Source organism: Streptomyces atroolivaceus, from assembly GCF_000717025.1.
Lineage (GTDB): Bacteria > Actinomycetota > Actinomycetes > Streptomycetales > Streptomycetaceae > Streptomyces > Streptomyces atroolivaceus.
Map to the genome: position 1 here is coordinate 1 of NZ_JNXG01000027.1, position 25,771 is coordinate 25,771.

18 protein-coding genes and 1 pseudogene are annotated in these 25,771 nt (G+C 67.8%); 9 read left to right on the forward strand and 10 right to left on the reverse strand.

The genetic code is table 11. The features are described from left to right. Both OO67_RS34045 and OO67_RS34050 read right to left on the reverse strand, forming a co-directional pair. Nucleotides 1-395: helix-turn-helix domain-containing protein (locus OO67_RS34045; protein ID WP_033305706.1), on the reverse strand; the 395-nt coding region annotated here is incomplete at its 3' end. Nucleotides 396-481: 86 nt separating this feature from the next. After that, nucleotides 482-718, reverse strand: coding sequence for a DUF397 domain-containing protein (locus tag OO67_RS34050; RefSeq protein ID WP_033305707.1), 237 nt, complete (start codon nt 716-718; stop codon nt 482-484). A gap of 252 nt (nt 719-970) precedes the next feature. Here OO67_RS34050 and OO67_RS40700 point away from each other — a divergent pair, with 252 nt between their 5' ends. Both OO67_RS40700 and OO67_RS34055 read left to right on the forward strand, forming a co-directional pair. Next, the gene (locus tag OO67_RS40700; protein ID WP_341864669.1) at nt 971-1,456 is read left to right on the forward strand and encodes an ATP-binding protein; all 486 of its coding nucleotides are present in this window, start codon (nt 971-973) and stop codon (nt 1,454-1,456) included. A 199-nt stretch (nt 1,457-1,655) separates the two neighbouring features. Then, nucleotides 1,656-1,985 (forward strand): annotated as a pseudogene (locus tag OO67_RS34055) (GmrSD restriction endonuclease domain-containing protein); the annotation flags it as partial. Between the two features lie 195 nt (nt 1,986-2,180). Here OO67_RS34055 and OO67_RS34060 read toward each other — a convergent pair. From OO67_RS34060 to OO67_RS34070, 3 genes are all read right to left on the reverse strand, one after another. Then, on the reverse strand, nt 2,181-2,918 hold the full coding sequence (locus OO67_RS34060) for an HNH endonuclease family protein (protein ID WP_033305708.1): 738 nt from the start codon (nt 2,916-2,918) through the stop codon (nt 2,181-2,183). Nucleotides 2,919-3,898: 980 nt separating this feature from the next. Continuing rightward, entirely contained in the window at nt 3,899-4,621 is a 723-nt protein-coding gene (locus OO67_RS34065; RefSeq protein WP_051710183.1) for a hypothetical protein, read from the reverse strand. Nucleotides 4,622-4,853: 232 nt separating this feature from the next. Continuing rightward, nucleotides 4,854-5,114 (reverse strand): hypothetical protein, encoded by a 261-nt coding sequence (locus tag OO67_RS34070; RefSeq protein ID WP_033305709.1) that lies wholly within the window; start codon nt 5,112-5,114, stop codon nt 4,854-4,856. Between the two features lie 667 nt (nt 5,115-5,781). Between OO67_RS34070 and OO67_RS34075 the strand changes: the two genes are divergently transcribed. The 4 genes from OO67_RS34075 (at nt 5,782) to OO67_RS34090 (ending at nt 14,993) form a co-directional block, all read left to right on the forward strand. After that, nucleotides 5,782-7,608 carry an ATP-dependent nuclease gene (locus OO67_RS34075; protein ID WP_033305710.1) on the forward strand — a complete coding sequence of 609 codons (1,827 nt, stop codon included), beginning with the start codon at nt 5,782-5,784 and terminating at the stop codon, nt 7,606-7,608. An 844-nt stretch (nt 7,609-8,452) separates the two neighbouring features. After that, complete coding sequence (locus tag OO67_RS34080; RefSeq protein WP_033305711.1) at nt 8,453-9,607, forward strand: exonuclease SbcCD subunit D; 1,155 nt, start codon at nt 8,453-8,455, stop codon at nt 9,605-9,607. Continuing rightward, the gene (locus OO67_RS34085; RefSeq protein WP_033305712.1) at nt 9,607-12,633 is read left to right on the forward strand and encodes an AAA family ATPase; all 3,027 of its coding nucleotides are present in this window, start codon (nt 9,607-9,609) and stop codon (nt 12,631-12,633) included. The genes OO67_RS34080 and OO67_RS34085 overlap by 1 nt, the downstream gene beginning before the upstream one ends. A 92-nt stretch (nt 12,634-12,725) precedes the next feature. After that, nucleotides 12,726-14,993, forward strand: a complete 2,268-nt coding sequence (locus OO67_RS34090) for a DEAD/DEAH box helicase (protein WP_033305713.1) — start codon at nt 12,726-12,728, stop codon at nt 14,991-14,993. Nucleotides 14,994-15,361: 368 nt separating this feature from the next. Here OO67_RS34090 and OO67_RS40945 read toward each other — a convergent pair whose 3' ends face one another. The 3 genes from OO67_RS40945 to OO67_RS34105 all read right to left on the reverse strand — a co-directional run bounded on the left by OO67_RS40945 (nt 15,362) and on the right by OO67_RS34105 (nt 20,514). Next, nucleotides 15,362-16,312, reverse strand: coding sequence for an NUDIX domain-containing protein (locus OO67_RS40945; protein WP_382057573.1), 951 nt, complete (start codon nt 16,310-16,312; stop codon nt 15,362-15,364). Between the two features lie 1,419 nt (nt 16,313-17,731). Beyond that, on the reverse strand, nt 17,732-19,030 hold the full coding sequence (locus OO67_RS34100) for a methyltransferase domain-containing protein (protein WP_078598484.1): 1,299 nt from the start codon (nt 19,028-19,030) through the stop codon (nt 17,732-17,734). Further along, nucleotides 19,027-20,514 (reverse strand): NUDIX domain-containing protein, encoded by a 1,488-nt coding sequence (locus tag OO67_RS34105; RefSeq protein WP_033305714.1) that lies wholly within the window; start codon nt 20,512-20,514, stop codon nt 19,027-19,029. Before OO67_RS34105 ends, OO67_RS34100 begins: the two co-directional genes overlap by 4 nt. Nucleotides 20,515-21,566: 1,052 nt before the next feature. On the opposite strand from OO67_RS34105, the gene OO67_RS38825 reads away from it, so the two are divergent. Further along, entirely contained in the window at nt 21,567-21,713 is a 147-nt protein-coding gene (locus OO67_RS38825; protein WP_157841770.1) for a hypothetical protein, read from the forward strand. Between the two features lie 299 nt (nt 21,714-22,012). On the opposite strand, the gene OO67_RS34110 is transcribed toward OO67_RS38825, so the two are convergent. Then, the gene (locus OO67_RS34110; RefSeq protein WP_033305715.1) at nt 22,013-22,471 is read right to left on the reverse strand and encodes a hypothetical protein; all 459 of its coding nucleotides are present in this window, start codon (nt 22,469-22,471) and stop codon (nt 22,013-22,015) included. A gap of 340 nt (nt 22,472-22,811) precedes the next feature. Between OO67_RS34110 and OO67_RS34115 the strand changes: the two genes are divergently transcribed. Beyond that, nucleotides 22,812-23,483 (forward strand): HNH endonuclease family protein, encoded by a 672-nt coding sequence (locus OO67_RS34115; RefSeq protein WP_033305716.1) that lies wholly within the window; start codon nt 22,812-22,814, stop codon nt 23,481-23,483. 99 nt (nt 23,484-23,582) lie between these two features. Here the strand turns inward: OO67_RS34115 and OO67_RS38830 are convergent, their stop codons facing one another. After that, nucleotides 23,583-23,744: a hypothetical protein gene (locus OO67_RS38830; RefSeq protein ID WP_157841771.1), complete on the reverse strand. Its 162-nt coding sequence runs from the start codon at nt 23,742-23,744 to the stop codon at nt 23,583-23,585. A gap of 492 nt (nt 23,745-24,236) precedes the next feature. Between OO67_RS38830 and OO67_RS34120 the strand changes: the two genes are divergently transcribed. Further along, nucleotides 24,237-25,763, forward strand: coding sequence for an NHL domain-containing protein (locus OO67_RS34120; protein ID WP_033305717.1), 1,527 nt, complete (start codon nt 24,237-24,239; stop codon nt 25,761-25,763). The last annotated feature ends 8 nt before the right edge of the window (nt 25,764-25,771 follow it).

A 25,771-nucleotide genomic window follows, 5' to 3' on the forward strand; every position in this document is an offset into this window, starting at 1 on the left:
TAAGTACGGATCAGCACCGCGGCTTCTTGCAAGCCAAGGAACTTGTCGAACCACGGAGGGACGACAGCACCGTACTCTTCCCACCAGCCCGGCTCGTTCGCGCGCCTGGCCAGCTCACACGCGTCCTCGAGCTCGTCAACTGCGCCGTAGCGCCGCATGAGGCAGCTCACGTCGCCTGGCTGGGGTGGGGACTGCCCGCGCTCGAGGCGGCTGATCTTAGCCTCGGAGCAGTTGATCTCCGCAGCAGCCTCTTTTGCGCTCACCCCGGCCGCTGTGCGCAAGGCCCGCAGCCTTGATCCAAGTGCCATGCTCAGCGCGGTCGGGCTGAACCCCCGCAAGGACAGATAGCTTCCGAGCGGGGGGTGCGGGAACTGATCACTGAACACAGCCGGCATACGGGCTCCTGCGGGACGTCGCTTAATTCGGATTATCCCATGCAGCATCCGCCTTGACGGGTCAACACTCCGTATTCCCAAGCCGGTTACATATCGAGAAGGTCGAACTCGCCGTCCTTGGCGCCATCGAGGAAGGCGTTGATCTCCGCTCGCGAGTAAATCAGCGCAGGCCCCTGCGGGTCACGGGAGTTGCGAAGCGCAACATCCCCGCCAGGCAGTGCTGCCAACTCTACGCAGTTCCCCTGCGGTCCACTGTGCCTACTCTTCCTCCACTTCACTCCTTCGAGTGAATCCGCGGAAACGCCATTGTGGAAACTTCCCATGCCTGATAGCCCCTCTTTGCTGGTCAAGTCCTACCGCGGAGCCTGGAGGCCGTCACGGGGAGCCCCGTCTCTCTTTTGCGTAGTAATCGCCGATGCAATTGCACGAGAGGGGAGCGAGCTGGATACTAGCGACCGCCAGGCCGTGAGGGTCCGGGCAACTGAGCGCCTATCGGGGGATGGACAGTGCGCGCACCAGCATCGATCACACACTGCTGCGAAAACGGTGACCGAATCCAGACCGGTCTGGCCGAAATGATCCCACTCGAAATCGGTAACCTCGCCGTTTCCCACCCCCCGGACTGGGGGCTCGCTCTGGGTGTCAGCACCGCCCGCTTCGCCGCCAGCACATTCACCGACACCTTCGACGCCCGAACCCATGTGCGGAAGTTCACCGACGCGACGCTTGCCGAGTGGGACGTGTCCAGACACCAAGGCCGCGAAGACGTCCTCGCCGTAGCCTGGGAACTCGCCGCCAACGCCATCCAGCATTCATTGCGGCCCCCAGCGCGCCACAGGCGGGGAGAGGCGTGGCTGGGACTCGCTCGCAAGGACGGTGCCGTCGTCTGCGCAGTCACCGATCCCAGTCCCTCGCTCCCACAACGCCGGCCCTACAAGCTGCTCGACGAATCAGGCCGCGGGCTGCTCGTTGTCACACGACTCAGCACAGCGTGGGGATGGTCGCTCAGCCCATCCGGCACCAAAACTGTATGGGCACGCGTACCAGCACCGACTTGGTGAACAATCAGGAAAACCCTCACCTGGCAGGCCGAGTCCGAGTATCGACCAAGCCAGCTCATCGGGCTCACGAACGGCTTGGTCCGTCACCATCTCGCCGATCACATCCACGCCGCTCGTTACCGGCTACCTCGTCGATCAAACGGCCCCAGCCTGGCGCGACGTCGACCCCGCGCCCGCGAGGATGCAACACAATTGGCGGCACATCGACCGCATGGTCCCGCTCGCAGAGGCCTGGGATTCCGGTGCCTCAGCCTGGACGGCCGCCCGGCGTGAGGCGTATGCGAACGATCAGGGTGCGGCGACGTCGCTGGTCGCGGTGACGGCTCGTACGAACCGTCAGAAGTCCGACCAGGACCTGGCCGAGTGGCTGCCGCCGGCGCCCGAGGCGCAGTGCCGGTACGTGGGGGAGTGGGTGTCCACCAAGCTTCGCTGGCAGCTGGCCGCAGACACGGCAGAGCTCGAGGCGCTGAAGATGTTCGCCGAAGGCCCCTGCGAGGACAGCATCGTCTCCTACACCCCCGCCCCGTAGTTGTGCCCGTTCCGGGGTGCCGAGGGTTCCGGGGTGCCGAGGGCCTGATGGTTCCGAAACCCCGGAACGGACGTTTCTCGTGATGCTCCGTCTTACCTGAGAAAGATGTGTGAGGAGCCGTGATGGAGCAGGCGGCGATGCCCGTGCCGCAATGAAGAGGACCTCCGTCGGACGGCTCCCAGCTGAGCGGGTGCTCTACTCGGCGGCTTCCTCGAACTCGACGACCGTGTCAGTACAGGCCTTGGCGAGGTCGAGGAGTACGGTCTTCTCGGCTCTGTCGGCAGTGAGTTTCCAGCGCAGCTTCGCGGCGGTCCAGTCGGCGCCGTACGAGCAGTAGGCGCTCTTGGCCGGGGGGAGCCACTGGGCGGGGTCACGGTCGCCCTTGGCGCGATTCGACTTCGCGGTGACGGCGACCAGTGAACGGGCCGACCCGAGGTCGTTGGCGTAGGCCTGCCGGCGCTCAGGGGTCCAGTGGTAGGCACCGCTGTCCCACGCTTCAGCGAGCGGGACGACGTGGTCGATGTCGAGCTTCTTCGGGTCGGTGACCTCGATCCCGTCGTAGTACGACATCCACGCACCCCCGGTGAGCGTGCACCTTTCGCCTTGCTCAGGCTTCGTGGTGGCCTCCTGCAGGAGAACCTCGGCCCGGGTCTGGCAGCCGTCGTCGTCTTCGTCGATCCAGAGACGGAACGCGTCGCGCTCGTAACCGTCACGGCGCTCGTCACCATCGGGGATGACCGCGATGGCGTCGGTGAGGGTCAGTGCACCTGCACCAGGGGCGGGCCCGCCGGGGGCCGGTGAGGCCGCTGATGGCGCCGGGGTAGGGGAGCTGTTGCTGTCCGCCGGCTTATCGTCCGCGACTTGCGGGTTGCAGCCGGTCAATGCGGCGGCCAGGACCGCGGCGGCGAGCTGGACGAGACAGCGTGACTTCACAGGTGTGCTCCAGGAGTTGCGGCAAGGCGCGCGGTAAGGCTTGCGGCCTCATCGTCCCAGAGCAGCAGCGATGGTGACAGACGGTCATGTGTGCTGGTCGTAACCCAACCACGACCGCTGTGCCAGGCAGTCGTTGAAGAAGTATGACGACGACTTCAGCACACTTGCCCGACGATTTCTCTGACGTAGTGCTCGCTTGTTCTCCCGGGATGTCGGAGCGCGATGCGGGGCGGTTGCGGGCGAAGGTCCGAGAAGCACTTGAAGGGCATCCAGTGGACGAGTGGAAGGGCAGATTCGCCGACGTGATCATCAAGCACAGGAATGAGGCGTTCGCGAAGCCGTTCTTCGAACGATCCGTCGCCCGAGGCATGCGGGGATTGACCAGTGACCGCTGAGTGCTTCCCCGCGTGGCGGCAGAGAGGGGGGCAGCGCCGTTGCCACCGGCCGGTGATCCGGACCACAAGGCCTCCTGCGGCCGCCGGCCTTCGAGGAGCGGGGTGTACCGCGGTCGCCTGCTGCTAAGCGGCCTCGCCCTCGGCGGGATGAGCGCCCCCCAAACCTGGTCGACCACTACGCAGTCGAAGACACCTTCCTCCTCGCCGCCTCCGCAGAGCCCCGCACCGCCCTTGCCCCAATCGGCGACATCCACGGGGCCACTCCTTGAGGCGCTGCGCCACGGTATCGCTGGCGGCTCCGCCACTGCTCGACCTGGAAACCGTCTATCGGCACCTGCGCCGGACTCTGAAGGGCGCGGGCGTATCCCGGTGGAGGTGTAGGCGTTCAACTGGTCGGTGACCGGCGCGAAAGCCGTCCTGCGGGCCAGATCCTGGGTTACTGCGCATTTGTATGCCCACATCAAGGGCGGGACCACCACCACCCACTCCACCTGGTGGTGCCTGACCCGCTGCCGCCGAAGCCGGGGGCGGCCTCTCCTGCAGGACGCGAACGGGCGCGACGCTACCGGGCCCAGAGCGCGGGGATCACCGCAATAGGCGGGTAACAGCCTCGGGAAGGACGTCGCACAGATCTGTGATGCGGACGTGGGCGGCATGGGTGGCGGTGAAGTCGCGTATTGACATGTTTGGTGAACCGAAGGCCGATTCGAAGGTGCGCAGCGCGCCGGGCGAACGGTCCAGTGCCCAAGCCGAGGTGGACGTGCTGGACCGCAGGAAGCGGGCAGGTTCTGGGCCGATGATGAAGAGGTCGGCCGCGCGTCCGGAACGGTCGGCGGCAAGCATGGTCAGATCCTTGAAAACCTGTCGCTTGCGCATGGCGTCGGCACCGCGCCACCGGGCGAGCTTGAACTCCGCTACGCGCCGGTCCGTTTCCAGGTCGTACGGGCGGCCGGGGTCGTTGCCAGCCCCGAGCGAAGGGCGCCGGGAAACCCTCTCGCCTTCCTCCAGGACGTGCGGTAGTGCCAGCAGGATCCCCGAGGCGTGGATGAGGTCGTTGATTCGGCCGAGGCTCTCACGCACCGTGAGCGCGGAGGCAAGGAGAGCCACGTCCATGCCGCCCGCCTCGGCGACCTGGACAGCATGTGCCGCATCAGCCCCGTCAAGGCCGTATTCCAGTGCGGCGATGGCCTCGGTGAGCGGCGCGCGACGAATGAATCGGGCGAGAGTGTCCACCGCTTGGCCCAACCCTTCGGACGCGAGCGGAGTTCCTGGCGCCGATTGTGTTTCGGTGTCGTCTGTGTTGTCCACTTCGTCATGGTGACGTGCATCCGGGGAGGTCGGGGCGGAACTGGCAGAACAGCGCGACGACCGCCCTGCCCGCGCCGAAGATGAGCCTGGAGGCACCCCGTCCCGAAGTCCTCAGGCCTGCAGCACGTGATGGTCCTCAGAGCTAGCTCACCCGCGCTCATCCTGCCTCAGGGCTCGTCATCAAACGTGTTTCGACCTGCTCAGCCTCTCGGCTTCGAGGACGCGCGGGTGATCAGCTGCTGGCCGACCCGTCGCGCGTGGCCACCGCGTCGGCCCCCTCCTGCACCAGGCCCATGACCGCCGGGACCTTCTTCGCGACTCCGGTTCGTTCCGCCACTCCATGGGTGGCTGTGCCCGTCCGCTCTCCGGCGGTGCCGGCGGTGAGAACGGTGTTGGTCAGTACCGGAGCGAAATTGTCGGCCTGGGCAGTGGGGGCGGCGGCCAGCAGGAAGCATCCGGCCGCGGCGACGGTGAGGGTTCGGCATACGTTCATGGCCGGTACAACGCGCCGCCCTCCCGCAGGGCACGCCTCCGCCCCGATGCGGCACCCTTCGTCCGCTCCACTCACCCGTGGGGAGACTGTGCGGCAGCACCGACCACAGTCGGGATGCCTGGGGGAGTGGCCGCGGACCGCACTCGGCCGGCGGCCGCCAGGCGGTGCGTACCGGCTCGAACCAGCCCAGGGCATCGAGGAGGCCGAAGCCGATGGCTGCCGCGCTCGGCCAGGGCAGCACGCGGATGCCGTCGCCGTCGGCCCGGGCGAACACCCCTGTCGTTGGCCAGGAGGGTCTCGCGCCCGCTCGAACCCAAGGGGTGCAGCACCAACTGCTCGCCCGTCATCCACTCAGGGGGAAACCATGACCACGACCGCTCCGCAGCCGCCTCCCTCCACGTTGACAGGCGGGTCGTACAGGGAGGCCTGGCTCAGTACTCGTTTGCGTGATACGCCAGTTCGGCAGTGTGACGCGGGATCAAAGCAAGTCTGTAACCGGGGCCAGGAGCTACCTGGCAGTAGCCCTGCGGAAACGTTAGGGCCGTTCTCCGGCGCCACTTAATATGACGTTCTGCGCTTGCGACGCAGATGCCTCTCTTCAGCATGCGGGCACCCGCACGCCACACCTCTGTCCGGTCAGGGCGGGGAGATATGGAGCAGTTCCCACGTGCACCTTGACAGCTTCTCCGCCTCCGGATTCCGCTCGCTGACCCAGGTCGCTGACATCCCTGTCAGCCGCCCGACGATTCTTGCGGGACGTAACGACGGTGGGAAGAGTGCCGTCCTGACGGCATTGTCCTTTCTCCTGGGCGTGCATCGCCTGACGGACGAGGACCGCACCTATCTGCAGGGCGACGGGGCCGCCGGCCGCCGTTGCGAGGAGACCTGGGTCGAAGGCGCTTTCACTCTGAACGAGGTAGAGCGGGCTTTCGTAGACCTTCCCGGCCGGATCAGGATCCGGCGCATCGCCCGATCCGGTGAATCAGCTGGCTGGGAGTACTTCGGCCAGCAGCCAGCCGACAGCCGGCTGCACGGGCTGGACCGGCTTCTGAAGCAGCCACTCGCCGACCTCGTCACGGAGTTCGGGCTGACTCCGGCTGGATCCCTCAAGGAAGAACTGCTCGCCGCTGTCGTGGCACACGCCCGCACTGCACCCCAGGTTGAGCAGTGGCAGCCGCTGCCTAAGCAGCTCGAGGCCCGCCTGCCGCGCCTTCTCATGTTCGGTGGCAAAGACGAGAGCCCCGACGACGCCGTGCGCACTGCGTTGACCAGCTGCTATGAAACACATCTAGAGGACGAGGCCCTCCAGGGGCAGGTGCGGCAGATCGAAGCGGAGATCACACAGCGCCTGGAAAAGGAAGCCGACTCTCTGTGTCAGCACATCCGTCGGCACTGCAACGAGTTTGTCGGCGTCCAGGTCAGGCCCGAAGTCTCGTTCAGGAGCGGGTTCAAGAGGGCACCCCTGGAGGTCTCTCGGGCCGATGGCGAACCTGTCGACCTAAGCCGCTCCGGCCAGGGAAGCACCCGCCGCATCGCACTCGCGGTATGGGAGTGGACCAGCAATCTCCTTGAAGAGGCTGAACTGGCCTCCAAGGACGACCTAGACGCCGAGGAACCGGTCCAGACGATCGTCGTCTACGACGAGCCCGACACCCACCTCGACTACCGCCACCAGCGCACGGTCATGGACATCATCCGCAAGCAGTGCGCCCTGCCCCACGTCAGCGTCATGGTCGCCACGCATTCCATGAACCTCATCGACGGCGTCGACATCGCCGACGTCGTGCACCTGGGACTCAACGACCAGGGGCGCACCGTCGTGGAGCGCCTCGTCGACGACTGCCACGACGGCATCGACTTCCACCTCGGGCAGATCGCCGAGGCGCTGGGGCTGCGCAACTCCGTCCTGCTCCACGAACGCTGCTTCCTCGCCGTGGAGGGAGAGACCGAGCAGCAGTGCATCCCCCTGCTCTTCCGCCTCTCCCAGAACCTGTCCCTGCAAGCGGCCGGCATCGCCCTGTGGGCGTGCGAGAACAACGAGGGTGCCCTGCACCTGGCCCGCTATCTTGTCGAGCGGAAACGCTCGGTCATGCTAATGATCGACGCGGACAGCCGTACGAACAAGCTCTTCAAAGACGAAAAGCTCCGCAAAGCGGGCCTCGACTTGGAAAAGCAGGTCGCCTACGTCGGTGAAGGCCTGGGCTTCAACGAAATGGAAGAATTGTTCACCGACGAGCGCTGGGCCAAGGCGGCCAACATCAAATGGCCCCGGCCCGCTCCGCTCGCCTGGAGCCCCGCCGACTTCGCCGCCCACCGCGGCACCAAGAAGTTCAGCGCCCGCATCCTGGACATGATCAAACAAGAGGCACAGGAGACCAGCCCTAACGGAAAGCCGGCCATGCTCAATGGCCTGGTCACCACCCTCACCACCGCCGAGGATGTCCCTCAGCAGCTGAGGGACGTCTTTGCCCAGCTGCAGGAACTCGCTCACTGACCCGACATTGGCCGCTGGCCGCGACGTGCCCGCATCCGCTCCTTGCGCTGCTCATCGGTCGGCGTCTCCCAGACATGCCAGCCCACCGCTTCTACCCATTGACGGGCATGGGCGCGAGCATCGATACCACACCATCTACACCCGCCCGGCGCGGGAAAACAGCCAGCACGAGAGGACTTTTGATTGGTCATCTCTCCTCCTTCCCACCCTCATATCTTCCCTGCTGGCACTGACAATCACGCTTTGTGACCAAGGCCGTCAGCGACACCCCACTGATACGCCCAAAATCCTCTCCCACCTGCTCGGCTCACCCCTGCTGGCCCGGGCACGCGTGCACAAGGACCGACCCTGCCGACACCGCCACCCCTGTCCTGCTCAACCAACAGGCTCTGACGACGGCTCCCGGCAACAACGCCCGCCCCACGGCGACAGCAGGCTTCACGCGGCGGCGGCACAACCGTCGCCAGAACGCTCGACGTCCTGACCTCAAGGCAGGCATGCAGATCGTCCTCACCTGCCGGTCCACCGATCACTGCGACATCAACGAAGACTGCGGCACCATCCCCACCGCGACCGGAGGAACCCCTGACCCGGGTGACGAAGCCGTCGCCGTCGTTCGCGGCGCCAAGACCTATCGACGCATGAACAAGCGGCATGTCGAGGACGAGGTAGCGGCGCGCGTCAGCCTCCGTGGCCGTGAGGTCGCGGCCGGCACCTTTCAGCGCGCCTCCTTGTGGCGCCTAAAGGGGAACCTTTCTTCGTGTACCTGTTCAGGGGTATCGCTAAGGTCGTTTATCGGGAAAGCCGTCCGTAACACCCGTCCAGGTGGTTACCGTCTGCGTTTATGCGGATCTTGCACACCTCAGACTGGCACCTCGGCCGTCAACTGCATCGCGTCCCCCTCCTCGCGGAGCAGCGCGCCTTCCTCGAACATCTCCTGGACACGGTGCGCCGGGAGCGCGTCGAGGCGGTGGCCGTGGCCGGCGACGTGTTCGACCGCGCCATCCCGCCTCTGGACGCGATCGACCTGTTCAACTGGGTCCTGGGAGAACTGGCCGACCTGCAGGTTCCCCTGGTCATGATCAGCGGCAACCATGACTCACCCCGTCGGCTGGGCGTCAACTCGCGGCTGATCGAGCGCGCGGGAATCCACCTGCGCACCAGCGTGGAGGACTGCGGCCGCCCCGCCGTACTGCACGATGAACACGGACCGGTCGCCTTCTACGGACTGCCCTACCTCGAGCCCGGCCTCGTCCACACGCATCTCGGGGTTGAGAAGCCCAGCCATCACGCCGTGCTCAGCGCGGCGATGGATAAGGTCCGCACCGACCTTGCCGCCCGACCGGCCAACACCCGCTCCGTCGTCCTGGCCCACGCCTTCGTGACCGGAGCCGACACCAGCGACAGCGAGCGTGACATCACCGCCGGTGGCGTCCCCTCGGTCAGCGCCTCCGTGTTCGCCGGAGTCGACTACGTGGCACTGGGACACCTGCATCGATGCCAGCAGATCAGCGAACGCATCCGCTACAGCGGATCCCCGCTGGCCTACTCCTTCTCCGAGGCCGATTACCCCAAAGCCACCTGGCTGATCGACCTGGACGCCAACTCCGCCCTGACGGCCCGCAAGATCCTGTGCCCCGTGCCCCGCCGCCTGCGCCAGCTAGCCGGCACGCTGAACGACCTGCTCACCCAGCCCGAGCACGCGGACTACGAGGACTGCTGGCTGCACATCACGCTCACCGACACCGACCGGCCCCACATGGCCATGGAACGTCTGCGAGCGCGTTTCCCTCACGCTTTGAAGCTGAGCTTCTCCCACCAGCGCGACACCGACACCCAGTCCTACCGCTCCCGCGTCAAAGGCCGTAGCGACCACGAGATCACGCTCGGGTTCCTCGACCACGTCACCGGCGTCCCCGCCGCCGTCCCGGAGCAGAACCTGCTGCAAGAAGGACTCGAAAGCGTCCGTACCGCAGCCGCCCAGCGAGAGGCCAGCTGATGTACCTCCACCACCTGACCGTTCAGGCATTCGGACCCTTCGCCCGCACAGAATCCGTCGACTTCGACACCCTGACCAGCAACGGCCTGTTCCTCCTGCGCGGAGACACCGGCGCGGGCAAGACCAGCATCCTGGACGCCGTCTGCTTCGCCCTCTACGGCACCGTGCCCGGCATCCGCCCCACCCACCGCCTGCGCAGCGACCACGCTCCCACCGGCACGCGCACCCACGTCATCCTGGAGTTCACCGCCGCAGGCCGCCGCCTCAAGATCACACGAAAGCCCAAGCAGACCTACCCCAGCAAACGCGCCAAGACCGGCACCGCCACCGCCGAAGCCACCGTCGAGCTGCACCAGTGGACCGACACCGACGGCGGCCAGGGGTGGGAGCCGGTCAGCGCCAACCACCAGGACACCGCCAGAGAGATCGAAGCAGCGTTGGGGCTGTCCAAAGAACAGTTCTGCCAGGTCGTCCTCCTGCCACAAGGCGACTTCGCCACCTTCCTGCGGTCTGACGCCAAGGACCGCACGGTGCTGCTGCGCCGCCTCTTCGACACCGGACGCTTCCAGGAACTCCAAGCGTGGCTCACCGACCGGAGCAAAGCCACCAAGAAGGACCTCGACGACGTCACGGCCACCCTGCAGCACCTCAGCGAACGCATCCACCAGGAAGCCGGCCCCCTCCTCCACCAGGACGCCACCAGCGCCGGCGAGGCCGCCCTATCCGACACCCAGGACCCTGCCTACGTCCTGCCCCGGGCCCGGCACCTGCACGCCCTCGCCGTCAACGCCCACACCGAGGCGGTGGCCGACGAGGAACGCAGCGACACCGAACACCAGCACGCCAAGACCGAACACCAGCACACGCACGAACTCGCAGTCCGGCAGACCCAGCACGCTCAAGCCCAGGCGCGCCGTACAGCACTCGACGACAAGGCCGCCCACCACCCACACCTGCGCAACGAACTCGACAACGGCCGACGCGCCGAACGGCTGCGCCCCCTCCTGGACGCCGTGAAGCACACCTCACGTGCCCTGGAAACGGCCACGACAGCCGAAGACCAGGCCCGCACCCAGCTGCCCGAAGAAGATCGTCGCACCGGCATTCCCCAGCTGCAGGCCACCCTGGAACAGCACCACGCCGAGAGGGGACGCGTCGAAGGGCTGCTGCCCGACGAGCAGCGCCACGCACAGCTCGGTGCCCAGATCACCGAGCTCAGCACCGAGGCAGAGCAGGCGCAAGCCGACCTCGAGGAAGCCGGGCAATGGCTGGCCGCATGGCCTGACCTGGAGGCCGAACACACCAGCCTCCTGAGCGACATGACCAAAGCCGCCGACCAGGTACCGCAACACGAGCAAGAGATCCAGACACTCAACGCCCACCTCAAAGCCGCACGCCTCCGCGACACCCTCACCACCGAACTCGCTTCGGCCGCACAAGCGGAAACCGATCGTGCCGCTGAAACCCTCGAAGCTAAAAAGCGGTGGCTCGACCTGCGTGAACGCCGCCTGGATGGCATGGCCGGGGAGCTGGCCGCTGAACTCGTCGACGGTGCGCCGTGCTCGGTCTGCGGCTCGCCCGACCACCCGAACCGGGCCCGACTCCTTCCCGACCAGCCCACACGTCAGGACGAGGAGAAGGCCCGCGCCCTTTACGAGCAGGCCGACATGCTGCACACGCAGGCCAGCGGTCGCCGCAACGAGCTCGCCACCCAGCATGCCGAAGCAGCCGGAGCAGCGGGCCCCACTCCCAGCGACGAGCTCAAGGCCCAGCTCAAATCGGCCAAGGCGGCCCACCGGGCCGCATGCGACGCCGCCGGCGCACTGCCCGCAGCCCAGGAGACCCTGACCCACCTCCGCACAGAGCACGACACCCGCACCCAGCAGCGCCAAAAAGCCCAGGACCGCGTGACCGAATGCCTGGCACGCAACAAAACCCTGGCCCAGCAGCAGAGCGCTCTAGCTGACACCCTTGCCGCAGCACGCGGCACCGCCACCACCCTCGGCGAGCGCATCACCGAACTCACCCACACCGCCAAAAACCTGTCCGGCGCGATCGACGCCGCCCAAAAGGCAGCCGACGCAACCTCCCGCCACCACGACGCTACGACCACCGCCACCACCTCCGCCCACGACGCGGGGTTCCTGACTCTCGAGGAGGCAACCGCCGCCCTCAAGGACCCGCAGCTCCTGGACCAGTGGAGCCAGGAACTCGACCAGTGGGGCAAGGACGACGCCGTCGTCACCGACCTCCTGAAAACCCCGAACCTGCAGGAAGCCGGCCTCCAGCCCCCCGCCGACCTCCCAGCCGCCGCCAAAGCCCTGCTCGAGGCCGAAGATCGCATGAAGAAGACCGCGGCCACCCGCCAGCAGGCCGGCCACCGGGTCACCGCACTGACCGATTTGATCTCCACCCTCACAGCCCACCTCAACGACCTGCAACCCCTGCAAGCCCGCCACGCCCTAGTTGATCGCCTGGCCAGCATCGCCTCCGCCACCACCACCGCCAACACCCTCAGCATGGAACTCGAGGCCTACGTCCTGGCCGCCCGACTCGAAGAGATCGCCGAGGCAGCCAACATCCGGCTCCAGGCCATGACCTCGGAGCGCTACCTCCTCCGGCACACCGCCGACAAGGACGCAGGCCGACGCGGACGCCTCAAGTCCGGCCTGGGACTGAGAATCCTCGACACCTGGACCGGCACCGAACGCGAAACCTCCACCCTCTCCGGCGGCGAAACCTTCACCGCCTCCCTCGCCCTCGCCCTCGGCCTGGCCGACGTCGTCACCCAGGAAGCCAGCGGCCGCCCCCTGGGAACCCTCTTCATCGACGAAGGCTTCGGCACCCTCGACGAACAGAACCTGCAAGAAGTCATGGACGTCTTGGACCAACTACGCGCCGGGAACCGCGCGGTGGGCATCGTCAGCCACGTCGCCGAACTCAGCCGCCGAATCCCCAGCCAGCTCAACGTCCTGAAAAACCGCAACGGCTCCACCCTCCGCCCGCTCATCAGCACCGATCTGTAACGTCAGACCCACCGCACAGAAAACCCACCCGCACCCCGCCGCACCCGCGGCACGCAAGAAGACCATCCCGAACCAGAACCGGCCAGGAGAGCATGCAGAGCGCCGCGATCGAACTCCGCCCCCACCAGAAAGAAGCCGTCACCGCCGCGGTCAAAACGCTGCGCACCCACCCGCGCGCAAGCGTGATCGCCGCATGCGGCACCGGAAAAACATTGATCGCCGCCCGCACCACCGCCCGCGTGGCTCCCCGCGGGCGGGTCCTTGTCCTCGTCCCGACACTGGACCTGCTCTCCCAGACGGTGCGCTCCTGGCACACGGCCGGCCACAAAGGCCCGGCGGTAGCCGTCTGCTCCGCCCGCCAAGCCATGGAACACCCCTCCGCCGGCAACCTCCCCATGACGACGAAGCCCGCCGAGCTGTCCGAACTCGCACCGCCCACCGGCCCGGTGACCGTCTACGCCACCTACGCCTCCCTGCCCGCGGTCATCGCCGCCCACCGCGACCACCACATGCCGCCCTGGGACCTCGTCGTCGTCGACGAAGCCCACCGCACCGCCGGCCGCCTCGGGAAAGCCTGGGCCGGGATCCACCACGACGACCAGGTCCCCGCCGCCCGCCGCCTCTACCTCACCGCGACCCCCCGCATCTGGGACCCCGACACCGACCACAGCGACACCCCCGTCGCCTCCATGGACGACGAAGCCCTCTTCGGTCCCGTCGCCTGGCGCCTGACCCTCTCCGACGCCATCGACCTCGGCCTCCTCGCCGACTACCAGATCCTCGTCCCCGTCATCCGGAACACCGACCTGCGCGACTGGCTCGCCACCAGCCCCGGCGCAGGCGCCGACGGCCTACGCCTCGCCGGACACCAAGTCGCCGTCCTCAGAGCCATCCACGACCACCAGCTACGCCGCGTCCTGACCTTCCACCACCGCGTCCAGGACGCCCGCGCCTTCGCTACCACCCTCCCCGACACCGCAGCCGCCCTCCCCACCAACCTGCAGCCCCAGGGCCTGTGGTCACAGTGGATCAGCGGCACCCACCCGCCCCGCACCCGCCGCCGCATCCTCCTCGACTTCGCCACCCACACCCACCCCGAACAACCCGCCGTCCTGTCCAACGCCCGCGTCCTGGGCGAAGGCATCGACGTCCCCGCCATCGACGCCGTCGTCTTCGCCGACCCCAAGAACAGCCCCGTCGACACCGTCCAAGCCGTCGGCCGCGCCCTACGACAAACCCCCGGCGCCGGCAAAAAAGCCACCCTCATCGTCCCCGTCTACCTCACCCCCGACGAAGACCCCGACGACCTCCTCAGCGCCGACGCCTACACCCCCCTGTGGCGCACCGTCCAAGCCCTGCGCGCCCACGACGAACGCCTCACCGCACGCCTCGCAGACCCCCGCACCCACCGCCCCACCCAAGGGTCCGAAGACCCTGGCGCCTGGCTCCACTTCGAACGCCCCACCCAGCAAGAAGAAGTCGCCCTCGCCCTCACCCTGCGCGTCCTCAACCCCAAAAGCGCCGAATGGCGCCGCGGCCTCACCGCAGCCCGCCGCTACCACCGCACCCACCACCACCTCGACGCCCCCCAGACCCACGAAGACCCCGACGGCTACCCCCTGGGCCGCTGGCTCACCTGGCAACGCCACCTCCACACCACTGGCACCCTCGACCCCGCCCGCACCCACGCCCTCGAACGCCTCGGCATCATCTGGAACCCCCAACAGCACGCCTTCGACCGCGGCCTCGCCCACGCCACCGCCTACGCCGCCATGAACGGCCACCTCGCCGCCCCCGTCGACCACCACCAGGACGGCTACGCCCTCGGCCGCTGGCTCGCCACCCAACGCAAACGCGCCGACACCCTCACCCCCGCCAGAACACAGGCGCTCCGTGACCTCGACCCGTACTGGAACCCGCACTGGCCCCTGACCTGGCACCGCACCTACCACGCCGCCCGCAGACACCACGAAGCCGGCCACCAACTGACCGACGTGCCCCGCAACTACACCACCGAAGACGGACACCGCCTGGGGGAGTGGCTCCACCACCAGCGCCTGCACCCCGAACGCCTGCACCCCACCCAGCAACAGCTCCTGGCCGGCCTCAGCCTGACCCAGAACACCGAACCGGCCCCTAAGAAACGCAAACCGCCCATCCGCAAGCCAGACCAGGGCCTGGCCGCCGCCCGCGCCTTCCACCAGCGGGAGGGCCACCTCGAGGTTCCTCAGCGCCACGTCGAACACCTCGACGGAGAACCCGTACGACTCGGACAGTGGATCAGCAACACCCGCCGCCGCAAGGAACGCCTGCCCGCCGACCGGGTCCACGCACTCGACGCTCTCGACATGCGCTGGTAGACGCACCTTGCCGGCGGAGCGGGATGCCGTTCAGATCCGTCGGCCGGCTCTCGCCGCAACCGTTGAACGTTCCGTGATGTGTGCACGGCAGTCCCAGGTGACAGCCGAGGCGGGATCTTTGAGGTCCGCCAGACCCTAGCGCGAAGCACGCAAGCCAGGCAATCGAAGGCACCGCTGCGCTCCCACGTCTGGGATTGAAAGGTGACACGACGCCGCATTCATGGATTTATGTCATGGGGCGCCTTGCTGCAGGCTTCTAACTGGGTGGGCGCCCCTCGGGGCGCCCACCCAGATTTCATCCATGCTTCGAGGATTCGCCGGTCTTCCTGCTGAACCTCCCGCAGGCGCCGACCTCAACTGCCGGGATGTCAGCCGATGGCGTCGACGACATGCTTCCTGAGTTGGGGGTCAGTGAACTCACCAGCGTTGCGCCAGGCGGCGTCGGAGACCTCTTCGGTCTGGAGGTCGCCGATGGTGGCTGTGGTGTGGAAGAGGAAGCGGAAGTCGAAGTGCTGGTGGGCGGGCTCGTTCTTGGCGGGGTTGGCGTCAATGGGGTGGATGTCGATGTGCAGGGGGGTCTCGCTGTGCGGTGTGACCACGTGGGCCGGGATGCCCGTCTCTTCGGTGAGTTCGCGGCCGGCGGCCTGGAGGAGGGTGTGGTCGCTGGGCTCGATGTGGCCTCCGGGCAGAAGCCATTTGCCGGTGGCGAGGTGGTGGATGTGCAGGACGCGCTGGTCGGCGCCGATAAGGATCGCGCCGGCGGTGACGTGGCCGGGGACGGTCTTGCGGCTGGTGAGGTCGTCGCCGTCGTCGATGAGGCCGAGGACGACGCCGAGCTCGGGCTTGGCCTCGGGGTGCTGGTCGAGGTAGGCGGTCAGGGTGGTGCGGATGTGGTCTGCCGTGATGGTCATGGTGATCACCTGTTGAAGTAGTTGAGCCAGGTCGCCGCGATGGCGGCGCGGTCGGCCGCGGGGACTTCGTGGATGCCCGGGCGCGAGGTCTCCGCGGGTGAGCATCCTGATCGCGGCGAGGATCTCGGCCTGGATCAGGAAGATGAACGGCCCAACGCTGGCGCCGTGGATGAAGTTGACGGCGTTGCCGCGGTTCGCCAGATAGAAGTAGTGGCCGGTGGTCTGGTAGCGGGTGACGTGGTCGCCGACGGTGGTGCGGGTGTAGACCTCCGGGAGGCCGTTCAGGTCCAGCTCGTCCTCACTGGAGGTGACGGTGGCGATGTAAGCGCCGTTGCGGAGGTGGGCGAAGTCCTCGCCCACCAGCACCGTCGAAGCCCAAGCGCTCGCCCAGCTGGAGCGTGGACTCATGGCCCTGGCCCGGGTCGGTCTTGTCGGAAGCCGCCCCGCGCTCACGCACCGAAAACGCAGAACTCGTCTTTGTAGTTTGAGCTCATGGTGAGAACAGAACCCAGCGCCCCCGACCGGCACTTGATCCAGGCCGTGGCAGCATCCGGGCTGAAACTGAGTCCCTACCAGCTGGAGCGGTGGCGGGCGGCCGGGCTGATTCCCCGGCCCGGACCGGACACCTTGCAGCGGAGTGGCAACACCCAGATCTACACATCCGAGACAGCCGCTCTCGTGGCAGGCCTCCTGACATGCGCCCCGCTCTGCAGATCACACGACGACCTGGCGCTCCTGGCGTTCTTTAACGAGGTACCGGTGCCCTGCGCCCCTGTCCGCGCAGCCCTGCTCAAGACCTACTTTACGCAGTACACGAAGGGTCGGGAGCAGCAGAGCGAGGAGCTGCAGCGAATTCCGGCGCAAGACCGCGACGCGGCCCCACCGGAGTACAACTGGGCCGAAGGTTGTGGTTCCGTCACCTATCGGCCAGCCGCTGAGCGGATCTGGAAGAGACCGAAGCGCCGCAGTGGCATGTACTCGAGTACCACGATCTGGAAGCCGCCCGGCTCTCCGAATATGCCCACAGACTCTCAAACTCCAGGGTACCGGCCAGTTACGGCCTCAAGGGATGACTCGTGAGAACGACCTGTAGCCGGGCCCGCGACTCTTCGCGCGTGGCAGGGCAGAATGCAGGTGGGGATCTTCTCAGATGGCGAGCAGATATCAACATCGGACTGTTCGCCGCGGATGAATGGCCCCACGGTGCGAGGAGTGACCGACAGAGGAGCGATCCGGATGACCGGCCAGTCCCATAACCCGATCTGCCAGTGGTGCGGACAGCCTGCTCTGGGTGTCCCCACAGAGTGGGACGGCCGGCCACAGTGCGGTGACCCGTTCGCCTGTGCCAAGCGCATCAAGGTGGCAAAGCCTATGCCTTCAGTTGACAAAGAATCGAAGTGACGAGTAGTTGCCCAACCCGATCCAGGCGGGATCTCCGACACACTGCCCTTGCCGAGGCGGTCTCAAAGGCGATGAACCCCTTCGAGTGAGACGGCGTGGGCGCCCCTGGAGCAGGACGGGTGAGACCACTTCGGACCTGCGGAGGGTCCGCGGGCCTTCCGGTGCTGGCCAACCACGAAGACGATCCAGGGCTGATTACCGCTCGTCCCTACTCGAACGGCACCTTGGAGCCTGGCCTGCCGCGGATGTGCGCGGGCGAGTCAGGTCGAGCAGCACCGGGGACGGCCTGCCCCGCAGCGTGTCGGCGAGCAGGCGCGATGCCGCGTTCGGCAGGCCGGGGTGGTTGCGGGCGCAGTTCAATGCCGCGCCCTCGAACGGTGCCTCCTGCTCGGGGGGAAGGCTCGGAAGGGGGTCCATCGGGGTAGGTCACGAGGTGGCTCCCTCATCAAGCGGGTGTGAGCGGGGGGCGGATAGATGCCAGGACAGGCGTCCGCACTCGGCCGAGGCGCGCTGCCCGCCGTCCTCGTCGAAGCAGAGGCGGTAGCGGTCGGGGGAACGTGCTGCCCGCCACCGGTCGGCGATGTCCTGGATCTCTTTCCAGATGTCCCGCGGCCCGTTGACGGTGACGCTCCAGCACTGGTGGCCCACAGGCTCCGCGCGCATCCAGGATCCGCAGCCGGGTGCGCCGATCGCCAGGTGCTCAGACCTGAAGTCCCGCACCAGACCTCCGAGGAGATGGTCGGCCGCCAGCCAGAAGCCGCGGTCGCTGTCCGCGGGCGGCGCCAGCACGCTCCGTTGAGTCCAGGCGCCCGGCTCGGTGGCGATGCGCTGCCGGAACTCCTCGCTGAGCCAGATCCGCGCCATGCCGTGCCCGGCGCGGTGGGCGAACTCCACGGCCCGCAGCTCCGCCGTGATCTGCCCATCGGCTGTGCGCCTGACCACGGCGAGGCCGGGCCACGACGGGGACGCGCTGGTTACGTGCGCCAGCAGTGTGCCGCTTGGCGCGAGTTGCTCGACCAGGGCCGTCGGTACGCACTCCACCGTGTACGACACGAAGATCCTGTCGAACTCCCGTCCCGGCAGGCCCTGTTCGCCCGAGCCGCATACCACCTGCGGTCGGAAGCCGAGATTGCCCAGCCGGGCGGTGGCCGCGTCCGTGAGGTGCTGGTCCCGGTCGACAGTGACCACTCCCTGGTCGCCGCAGACCTGGCAGGCCACCGCGGCGGTCACCCCCGCTCCCGTCCCGACGTCCAGCACCCGCAGACCCGGGCGCAGATCCAGCTCCTCCAGCAGTGAGACGGTCATGCCCATCACTGTCGACATCGATGTGATCGATGCCCCCGACCGCGTCCCCCGCGCCCGATCCAGCAGCGGCTCCCCGTCATGCTGGACGAGCACACTGGCCCCGCTGTACAGCAGCCCGAGGAGCTCGGGGCGGTCCAGTGGCGCCGACCAGTCCAGCAGGTCCCAGCACGGCGGCTCCTCGCCCGGGCCGCTGCGCCGTACGTAGGCCTGCGGCATCAGCACTTCGCGGGGCAGCGTGAGGAGGGCGTCGCGGACCTGGCCCGGCCCCAGAGATCCTTCCTCCTCAAGCCGGGCGACCATCTCCGCCCGCGCGGCGGCCGGATCCGCTTCCGCATACGGCGGCGTGGCTCCGCCGACCGGGCCTGCGGTCCGCTCCGGTGCCTGATCACCGGCGGCGGGACAGGTATCCAGAGTGCTCATCGCTCGCCCCAGCCCTGCTCGGAGTACCGGCGCCCCCGAAGGATTCCGTCGATTGCCATGCGGGTGTACGGCACAACGTCGGCCGGAAGGTCCTGCGGCTTGCACCACCGCCACTCCACGCACCGGTCGGGTTCCAGGACCTCCGGGTTGCCAGTCCAGGAGCGAGCCTGGAAGACGAGCGCGATCCTCGGCCGGGCGTCGGGGGAGTCGACGTGGTGCACCGTGTGGACGAGTTCGACGTCCTTGGGCGCGATGATCAGGCCCGCTTCCTCCTTTGCTTCCCGAACCAGACAGTCGATCGCCGTTTCCCGCTCGCAGTGACCGGCCAGGAAGTGCCAGGTGTCCGGCGCGAAGGCGGACTCCGGGTGGCGCAGGCCGAGGAGGATCCGCCCCTGGTCGTCCTGGAGATGGAGGTGAACGCCGACGATGTGCAGCTCGGTCCCCGGCGGCGCCTCGTCGGCCGGCGGGCCAGCACTGTCCGGCAGTTCCTTCGCCGCGGGATGCTCGGCCGCGTGGCGCCGGATCAGCTCACCGAGCCCGGGGCTCAGGCGCAGCCGGTCGAGCATGTTCACGGTGCACCACGTCAGCAGGACACCTTCGCGGAGGTCCACCGTCTCGGCGTCACCGCTCCAGTGCCCGGCGTAGACGCTGATGGGCACGGCCAGGCCTTCGACGCTCGTCGCCTCCTGGACGGCGAACGGCATCAGGCCCATGGGTTCCAGGCCAGGAGTTTCCTCGGCGAGCTCGCGTCGCAGTGTCGCCTCGAGGCTGGCATCGTCCCGTGACCGTTTGCCTCCTACGAGGGCCAGAACCCAGGGCTCCCACATGCCCTCACGGTCATCGCGCAGATGAAGGAGATACCTGCCGGCTCCGTCGTGGATCAGGGCGCTGGCGCTGACGGGCTCCGGGCGCCCATCCAGGCCATGCAGCTCGGCTGCCAGCAGCTTGGCCCGCAGCGTGGGGGAGCGCACGTCGGCGTACGGGAGCCACTGCGCGCCGGCGACTTCCTCGTTCTGCAGAGCGAGCGCGGGCGGTTGCTCAGCGGTGAGGTAGAACGCGAAACGGACATCGAAGTGCTGGTGAGCGGCCTCGCCCTTGGCGGAGTTGGCGTCGATGTCTTGGACGTCCACGTCGATCGGCTCGTCGAGGAACTGCGGAGTCAGGCACAGGTCGCCGGGGCGCAGCCCTGCCTCTTCGCACACCTCGCGGACGGCCGTGGCCAGGAGCGTACGGTCACCCGCCTCGACATGGCCGCCTGGGGCGAGAAGCAGTCCCGTGGCCCGGTGGCCGATGTGGAGCACCCGCCGGCCGCGGTCGATGACCACCGCGCTGCAGGTGACGTGACCGGGCAGGGTGGCGCGGCTGGACGGCTCCGCGGCGCCGTCGAGGACAGTCAGCAGCCCTTCCAGGGCCTCCCGTTCCCCGGCATACCGACTGAGATAGGTCTCGATGGTCGCGCGGATGTGGGAGCGGGAAGGCGGCATGTGATCACCTCGGGACGTCGGAGACGGGATGCGGGTGCTGGACAGGAGGCGCGCCCCTGGCGGCGGGCCCGCACATGAGGGCTTCGGGTTAGGGGCTGTGTCCGGGTTCGTGCTCACGGGCCCCCTTCCGAAGAGGGGTCGTGCCGCCCATCCACGGCGACTGCAGGATCGAGGACGATCGGCCTCGACGGCGTCGGAGCTGTGACGGCCCCGGCTGAAGGAGAAGCCACGCCAGGTGAGCTGGGCATGTCCAGCAGGCTGCGCAGCGGGGAGCGGTAGAGGACCACGAGGGGGACGACGAGGAGGCAGGTACCGGCACCCAGGGTGGGGCGCACGCCGATCCATGTGCCGAGACCACCGGCGAGGAGCGCGGCCACCGTGTAGGTTCCGCGACTCCGTGGACACTCGCGGCCCTCTGACCTGGTGTGTTGATGTCGGTGAGCACTCCCGGCTGTACACGTCGTCGTTTGATCATGAGCGAAAGCCCTCTGTGGACGCGTTTGCACCGTAACGCTGGGTACTGCTCGTTGCCCTACGCGCCTGGGCGCGCGGGTGTGAGTGGGGCTGGGGGATGGCTCCTCCGACGTTGCGCCCAGCAGGTCGCGCGCATGGCGGACTGCTGGAGTTCCGGGGAAAGGGGGAGCTTCAAGTGTCGCGAGGATCGCCGGTATGGGTAACCGGCGATTGTGGTCTATGTTGCGGCGACCGGCGACCGGCGACCGGCGACCGGCGACCGGCGACCGGCCATGGGGCCAGGATTGGTCAGAACTGGGGTCCTTGGGCGATGTACGTTGGGCGTGTTGGTCGCGTGGTCAAGCCGCTGCAGCAGTAGCAGCGCGTCGTCGAGCAGGACCGGGTCTCGTGCCGCGGGACCGCCGGCCGTTTGCGGTGGTGAGTGCAGTATCGGGCACCGGCACACCCTCCACCAAATGTAGCCCTGGCGTACCGGGCCGGGCCCAGCCATGCCACCACTCCTTCAAGTGATGGCGCATCCCAGGCCCGATCGGGATCACGGGCCCGTCAGCATGTCATCGCGTGGGAAGGGTGAGCTTGTGCCGACCGGAATGGAGAAGCAGGGACTGGAGATGATCGAGCCGGACAATGGCGGGCCGGGCGTCGCGGCCTCCGCCAGTGAGGGCGTCGGCCCCGGAGGGCTCGTGGAGTGCGCTCAGGTCGAGTACGAAGGGGCCGCGTCGTGAACATCAGGGTGCTTTAGGCACCTGCGCAGGTCACCACCTGCATCCCCGCTGGACGTCGACCTCATGGGTTGTGGCCCTCATTGTCTGAGACTCCGGCGTCAGCACCTTGAGCGCCGGTGCGGTGCCAGGCGTACGCCGACCACTTGGACGCCGATGACGCTGATCGCCGCAGTGGCCTGGGCGCCACGCGGCACCCGGGTCGCGCGACTCTGCGCAGGAGCGGTGGGCAGAAGGCGGCGGGGGCGTCACCTCCGCCGCCGTGTCGCCCCCTGGCGTGCCGCACCGCCCTGGGGGTGGGGCTACTGGACGTCTTCCCCGGTGACCAGCTCCTCGAGCTTGTCGGCCCCCCTGCCGATGATCAGGGCCGTCATGCAGGCGATCTCGAGGAGCTTCTTGTCGGTGTCATCCACGACATCATTGTCGAACTCGTCCAGGCTGAAGTGACTGCGCACGCCCGCCTGACCGTCGACGATGACGCCGCCCGGGTTTGCCACGTCGTCTCCGAGGAACTCGAGGAACGTCGTGGCATCCTTCGGCTCGGTCATCGGGCCGATGAAGGACGTGGCGGCGATCCAGTGCGTGTTCTCCCCGTCGTACTCGAAGTGCACCTTCTGGCGGCGCGTCTTCTTGGACCCGTCCTTGGCCGTGGCCGGGACATCCACGGTGGCCACCACCTTGAGGTCCTTTGCCCCCCCCTTGACGTTCTCCGCGCCGAGCCCCTGGGTGAGACCGTCGATGAACTGCTTCCACGTCGCCATGCTTGCCTGCTCCCTTAAACCGTTCGGGTGTGTGTACATCAACGGGCCTGGCGACCGCAGGTCACGTCCACGGGGCACGGCCGCCGGCACGCAAACGGGCAGCCACCCGACACCCCCAAAATGCACGAGACCCGAAGGCCGAACCGCGGGGCCCAGCCTGACGCCACCGGCAGCAACCCAACTGGCTGCCGACGCCCGCTGTGTTCACGGCGTCGGCGTATGAACACGCGATCCGACTTTCCGCGCACCAGAGTGAACCGCCCACCGATGAGCCCCGGCCAAGCGCGCGGCCCCGCTACGAAGATCTGGACCGTTCTGGTTCTTCGAAAGGGATCCGCTCGTGCGTCTTCTGACCACCCTCGCGGCCGCCACGGCCGCCCTCGCCGCTCTGACCTTCCCTGCCCACGCCGAAGCCGGCCCGCTGGGAGAGGCGGGCGAGACCCTCGCCCTGCCGCTGCGGGACGCCGTCAACGCGCTGCCCGCCGCCGACGAGTCACGGGCCGGCTACACACGTACCTCGTTCAAGCACTGGACGGACGCCGACAAGGACGGGTGCAACACCCGCAAGGAAGTGCTGCTGGCGGAGGCGTTCACCGCACCCGAGCAGGGCGCGCGCTGCGCACTCACAGGGGGCCAGTGGTACAGCCCCTACGACGACCTCTACGTCGACGCCGCCGGCGGCCTGGACGTCGACCACATGGTGCCGCTCGCCGAAGCCTGGGACTCCGGCGCCGGGCAGTGGACGGCGAAGGAGCGCGAAGCGTACGCCAACGACCTCGACGACGACCGGGCCCTGATCGCGGTCACCGCCCGCTCCAACCGCTCCAAGGCCGACCAGGACCCCGCGACATGGCTCCCGCCGGCCGAGGCATACCGCTGCCAGTACCTGAGCGACTGGGTGGCGGTGAAGATGCGCTGGCAGCTCACCGTCGACGACACCGAGCGCCAGGCGCTCGACGACGGCATGGCCGGCTGCCCGAACGCACCGGTGAAGGTGACGTTCGCCCGGTAGGCGAGCCGGCGGACGTCACACGCCCATCGGTAAGCTCGGCTCACCACATCGGACACGGTCTTAGCCGTTTGGCCCCGACGCGCCGTCTGCGTCGCGCAGTCAGGCCAGTGCGGGAGCGCCGTCGGCACGGTGTGGTGGTTGCTGGTCGAGCAGGTCGAAAAGGCGTTGTGCTTCTTCGAGGAGCGCCCGGCCGCGTGGCGTCGCGATGACTGGGCGTGTGTGGTGGTTGGAGATCTCGAAGCCCACGGCGGTCTCCAGCATGTTCAGTCGGTGCTGAGGGACATGCGCGGGATGCAAGGGTGAGTGCAGCGGGTTCGTCTCCGAAGAGGGGCAGCGCTGCCTCGGTGTTGGCATCGGCTCTTCCGCCGTCCGTGCGGCATCGTGTGGCGAGGCCGTAGGAGCGGGTGATCAGGTCCTCGACGCGCGGCGATGACGGATCCCATCCATGCGTTGGTGAAGGCAATGCCGTTGGAGTGGCCTTCGGGGGTGGCCAGCATCATAATCACCGCGATCAGCGGCAGAGGGCTGATGGCGATGCCGACAGCCGAGGGTGGGCAGCATGTCAGCCACCGGGTCCGCCCGTGCGTCACCTCAGGCGCTGACCGCAGGTCGCAGCCGGCCCGCGGGGCCAGCGTCAACGCAACGCGTGGAGGCACCCGTTGGTGACTTTGCCGACCGGATGCCCACATGGCTTGTTGGAATCCCTCTAGAACCGGCTGTACTGGGCGACCGGTGAACAGTGAAGGGACAACCATGAGCACTCCGCAGGCAGAAGCCACCGGAGGCGAGGAATCCTCTCCTCGTATCAGCACGATCGCGGGGACGGGGGCAGCGGGGTTCAAGGGGGAGAACGAGTCGGCTGTTTCCGCCCAGTTGAATGGTCCGTACGACATGGCGGTGGACAGCACCGGTGCCCTGTACTTCTCCGACTACAGCAACCACCGGGTCCGGAAAATCGCCACGGACGGGAAGATCAGCACGATCGCCGGAACCGGCACCGCAGGCGTCGCCGGTGACGGCGGCCAGGCCACCAAGGCCCAGCTGAACTGTCCGCGCCAGATCGCGGTGGACAGCACCGATGCTGTCTATGTCGCCGACTCGGGTAATCACCGGATCCGGAAGGTTACGGCCGAGGGCGGGATCAGCACGGTCGCCGGCACCGGCGCCGCCAATTCCGCCGGTGACGGCGGCCCGGCTACCAAAGCGCAACTGAACAGGCCGTTCGGGTTGGCATTCGCCAGCTCCGGTGCCTTTTACATTGCCGAGTACGGCAGCAACCGGGTCCGGAGGGTCACGGCGGACGGGAACATCAGCACGATCGCCGGCACCGGTACCGCAGGCGTCGCCGGTGACGGTGGCCCCGCCATTAAGGCCCAGCTGAAAACACCGTACGCAGTGGCGGTCGACGACACCGGTGCTGTCTATATTGCCGACTCGGGTAATGAGCGGATCCGGAAGGTTACGGCCGAGGGTGAGATCAGCACGGTAGCCGGCACCGGCGTCGCAGGTTCCGGCGGTGACGGCGGCCCGGCTACCAAGGCCCAGCTGAACAGGCCGTACGGAATCGCTTTGGACAGCTCCGGTTCCCTCTACATCTCTGAGTACGGCAGTAACCGGGTCCGGAAAGTCACGGCGGACGGGAACATCAGCACCGTCGCCGGCACTGGCGCCGCAGGATCTGCCGGTGACGGGGCCCCGGCCACCAAGGCTCAGCTGAACCAGCCGTTCGGGGTCGCCGTGGACTGCGTCGACGCCCTCTACATCGCTGACCACAAGAATCACCGGATCCGGAAGGTCGCATCGGCGGTGATGGCCGGGCTGCCCGAGTCGGGCACCGTGGCCTCCTTTGCCAACGTGCGCAGTAGGCTGCGGATGGGGGTCCTGCGGGAGTCCACCAGGGACGGGGCCGAGATCCACCAGTCCCTCGCCTCTCCGCGGGCACACCAGCGGTGGCGGCTGATCGCGTCGGGCCAGGACGACGGCGAGGTCCTGTACCGGATCGAGAACCTGCGCAGCGGCAAGGTCCTGGAGGTCGTCGGAGGCGGCACCGTAGACGGGGCGGTGGTCGCGCAGCGCGCCTACGAGGGCAGTGACGCCGAGCACCAGCAGTGGAGGCTGATCCCGGTGGGTTCGGTGACCGACACCCCGCGGGTCTATGAGATCGCGAACCGCAACAGCGGTCTGTTGCTGCGCGTCGAGACCAACGCCCCCACGGTGATCAAGCAGTACGGGGCGCAGGGCGACCACCGCGACCGGCAGTGGCAGCTCCTTCCGGTGTGAACACACCA

Excerpts from the sequence above, each read along its gene's own strand:
- OO67_RS38830 (WP_157841771.1), bottom strand. The coding sequence starts at position 23,744 with ATGCTGGAGACCGCCGTGGGCTTCGAGATCTCCAACCACCACACACGC.
- OO67_RS34120 (WP_033305717.1), top strand. The coding sequence starts at position 24,237 with ATGAGCACTCCGCAGGCAGAAGCCACCGGAGGCGAGGAATCCTCTCCT.
- OO67_RS34100 (WP_078598484.1), bottom strand. The coding sequence starts at position 19,030 with ATGAGCACTCTGGATACCTGTCCCGCCGCCGGTGATCAGGCACCGGAG.
- OO67_RS34070 (WP_033305709.1), bottom strand. The coding sequence starts at position 5,114 with ATGAACGTATGCCGAACCCTCACCGTCGCCGCGGCCGGATGCTTCCTG.
- OO67_RS40945 (WP_382057573.1), bottom strand. The coding sequence starts at position 16,312 with ATGAGTCCACGCTCCAGCTGGGCGAGCGCTTGGGCTTCGACGGTGCTG.
- OO67_RS34110 (WP_033305715.1), bottom strand. The coding sequence starts at position 22,471 with ATGGCGACGTGGAAGCAGTTCATCGACGGTCTCACCCAGGGGCTCGGC.
- OO67_RS34085 (WP_033305712.1), top strand. The coding sequence starts at position 9,607 with ATGTACCTCCACCACCTGACCGTTCAGGCATTCGGACCCTTCGCCCGC.
- OO67_RS34090 (WP_033305713.1), top strand. The coding sequence starts at position 12,726 with ATGCAGAGCGCCGCGATCGAACTCCGCCCCCACCAGAAAGAAGCCGTC.
- OO67_RS34050 (WP_033305707.1), bottom strand. The coding sequence starts at position 718 with ATGGGAAGTTTCCACAATGGCGTTTCCGCGGATTCACTCGAAGGAGTG.
- OO67_RS40700 (WP_341864669.1), top strand. The coding sequence starts at position 971 with ATGATCCCACTCGAAATCGGTAACCTCGCCGTTTCCCACCCCCCGGAC.
- OO67_RS34105 (WP_033305714.1), bottom strand. The coding sequence starts at position 20,514 with ATGCCGCCTTCCCGCTCCCACATCCGCGCGACCATCGAGACCTATCTC.
- OO67_RS34080 (WP_033305711.1), top strand. The coding sequence starts at position 8,453 with ATGCGGATCTTGCACACCTCAGACTGGCACCTCGGCCGTCAACTGCAT.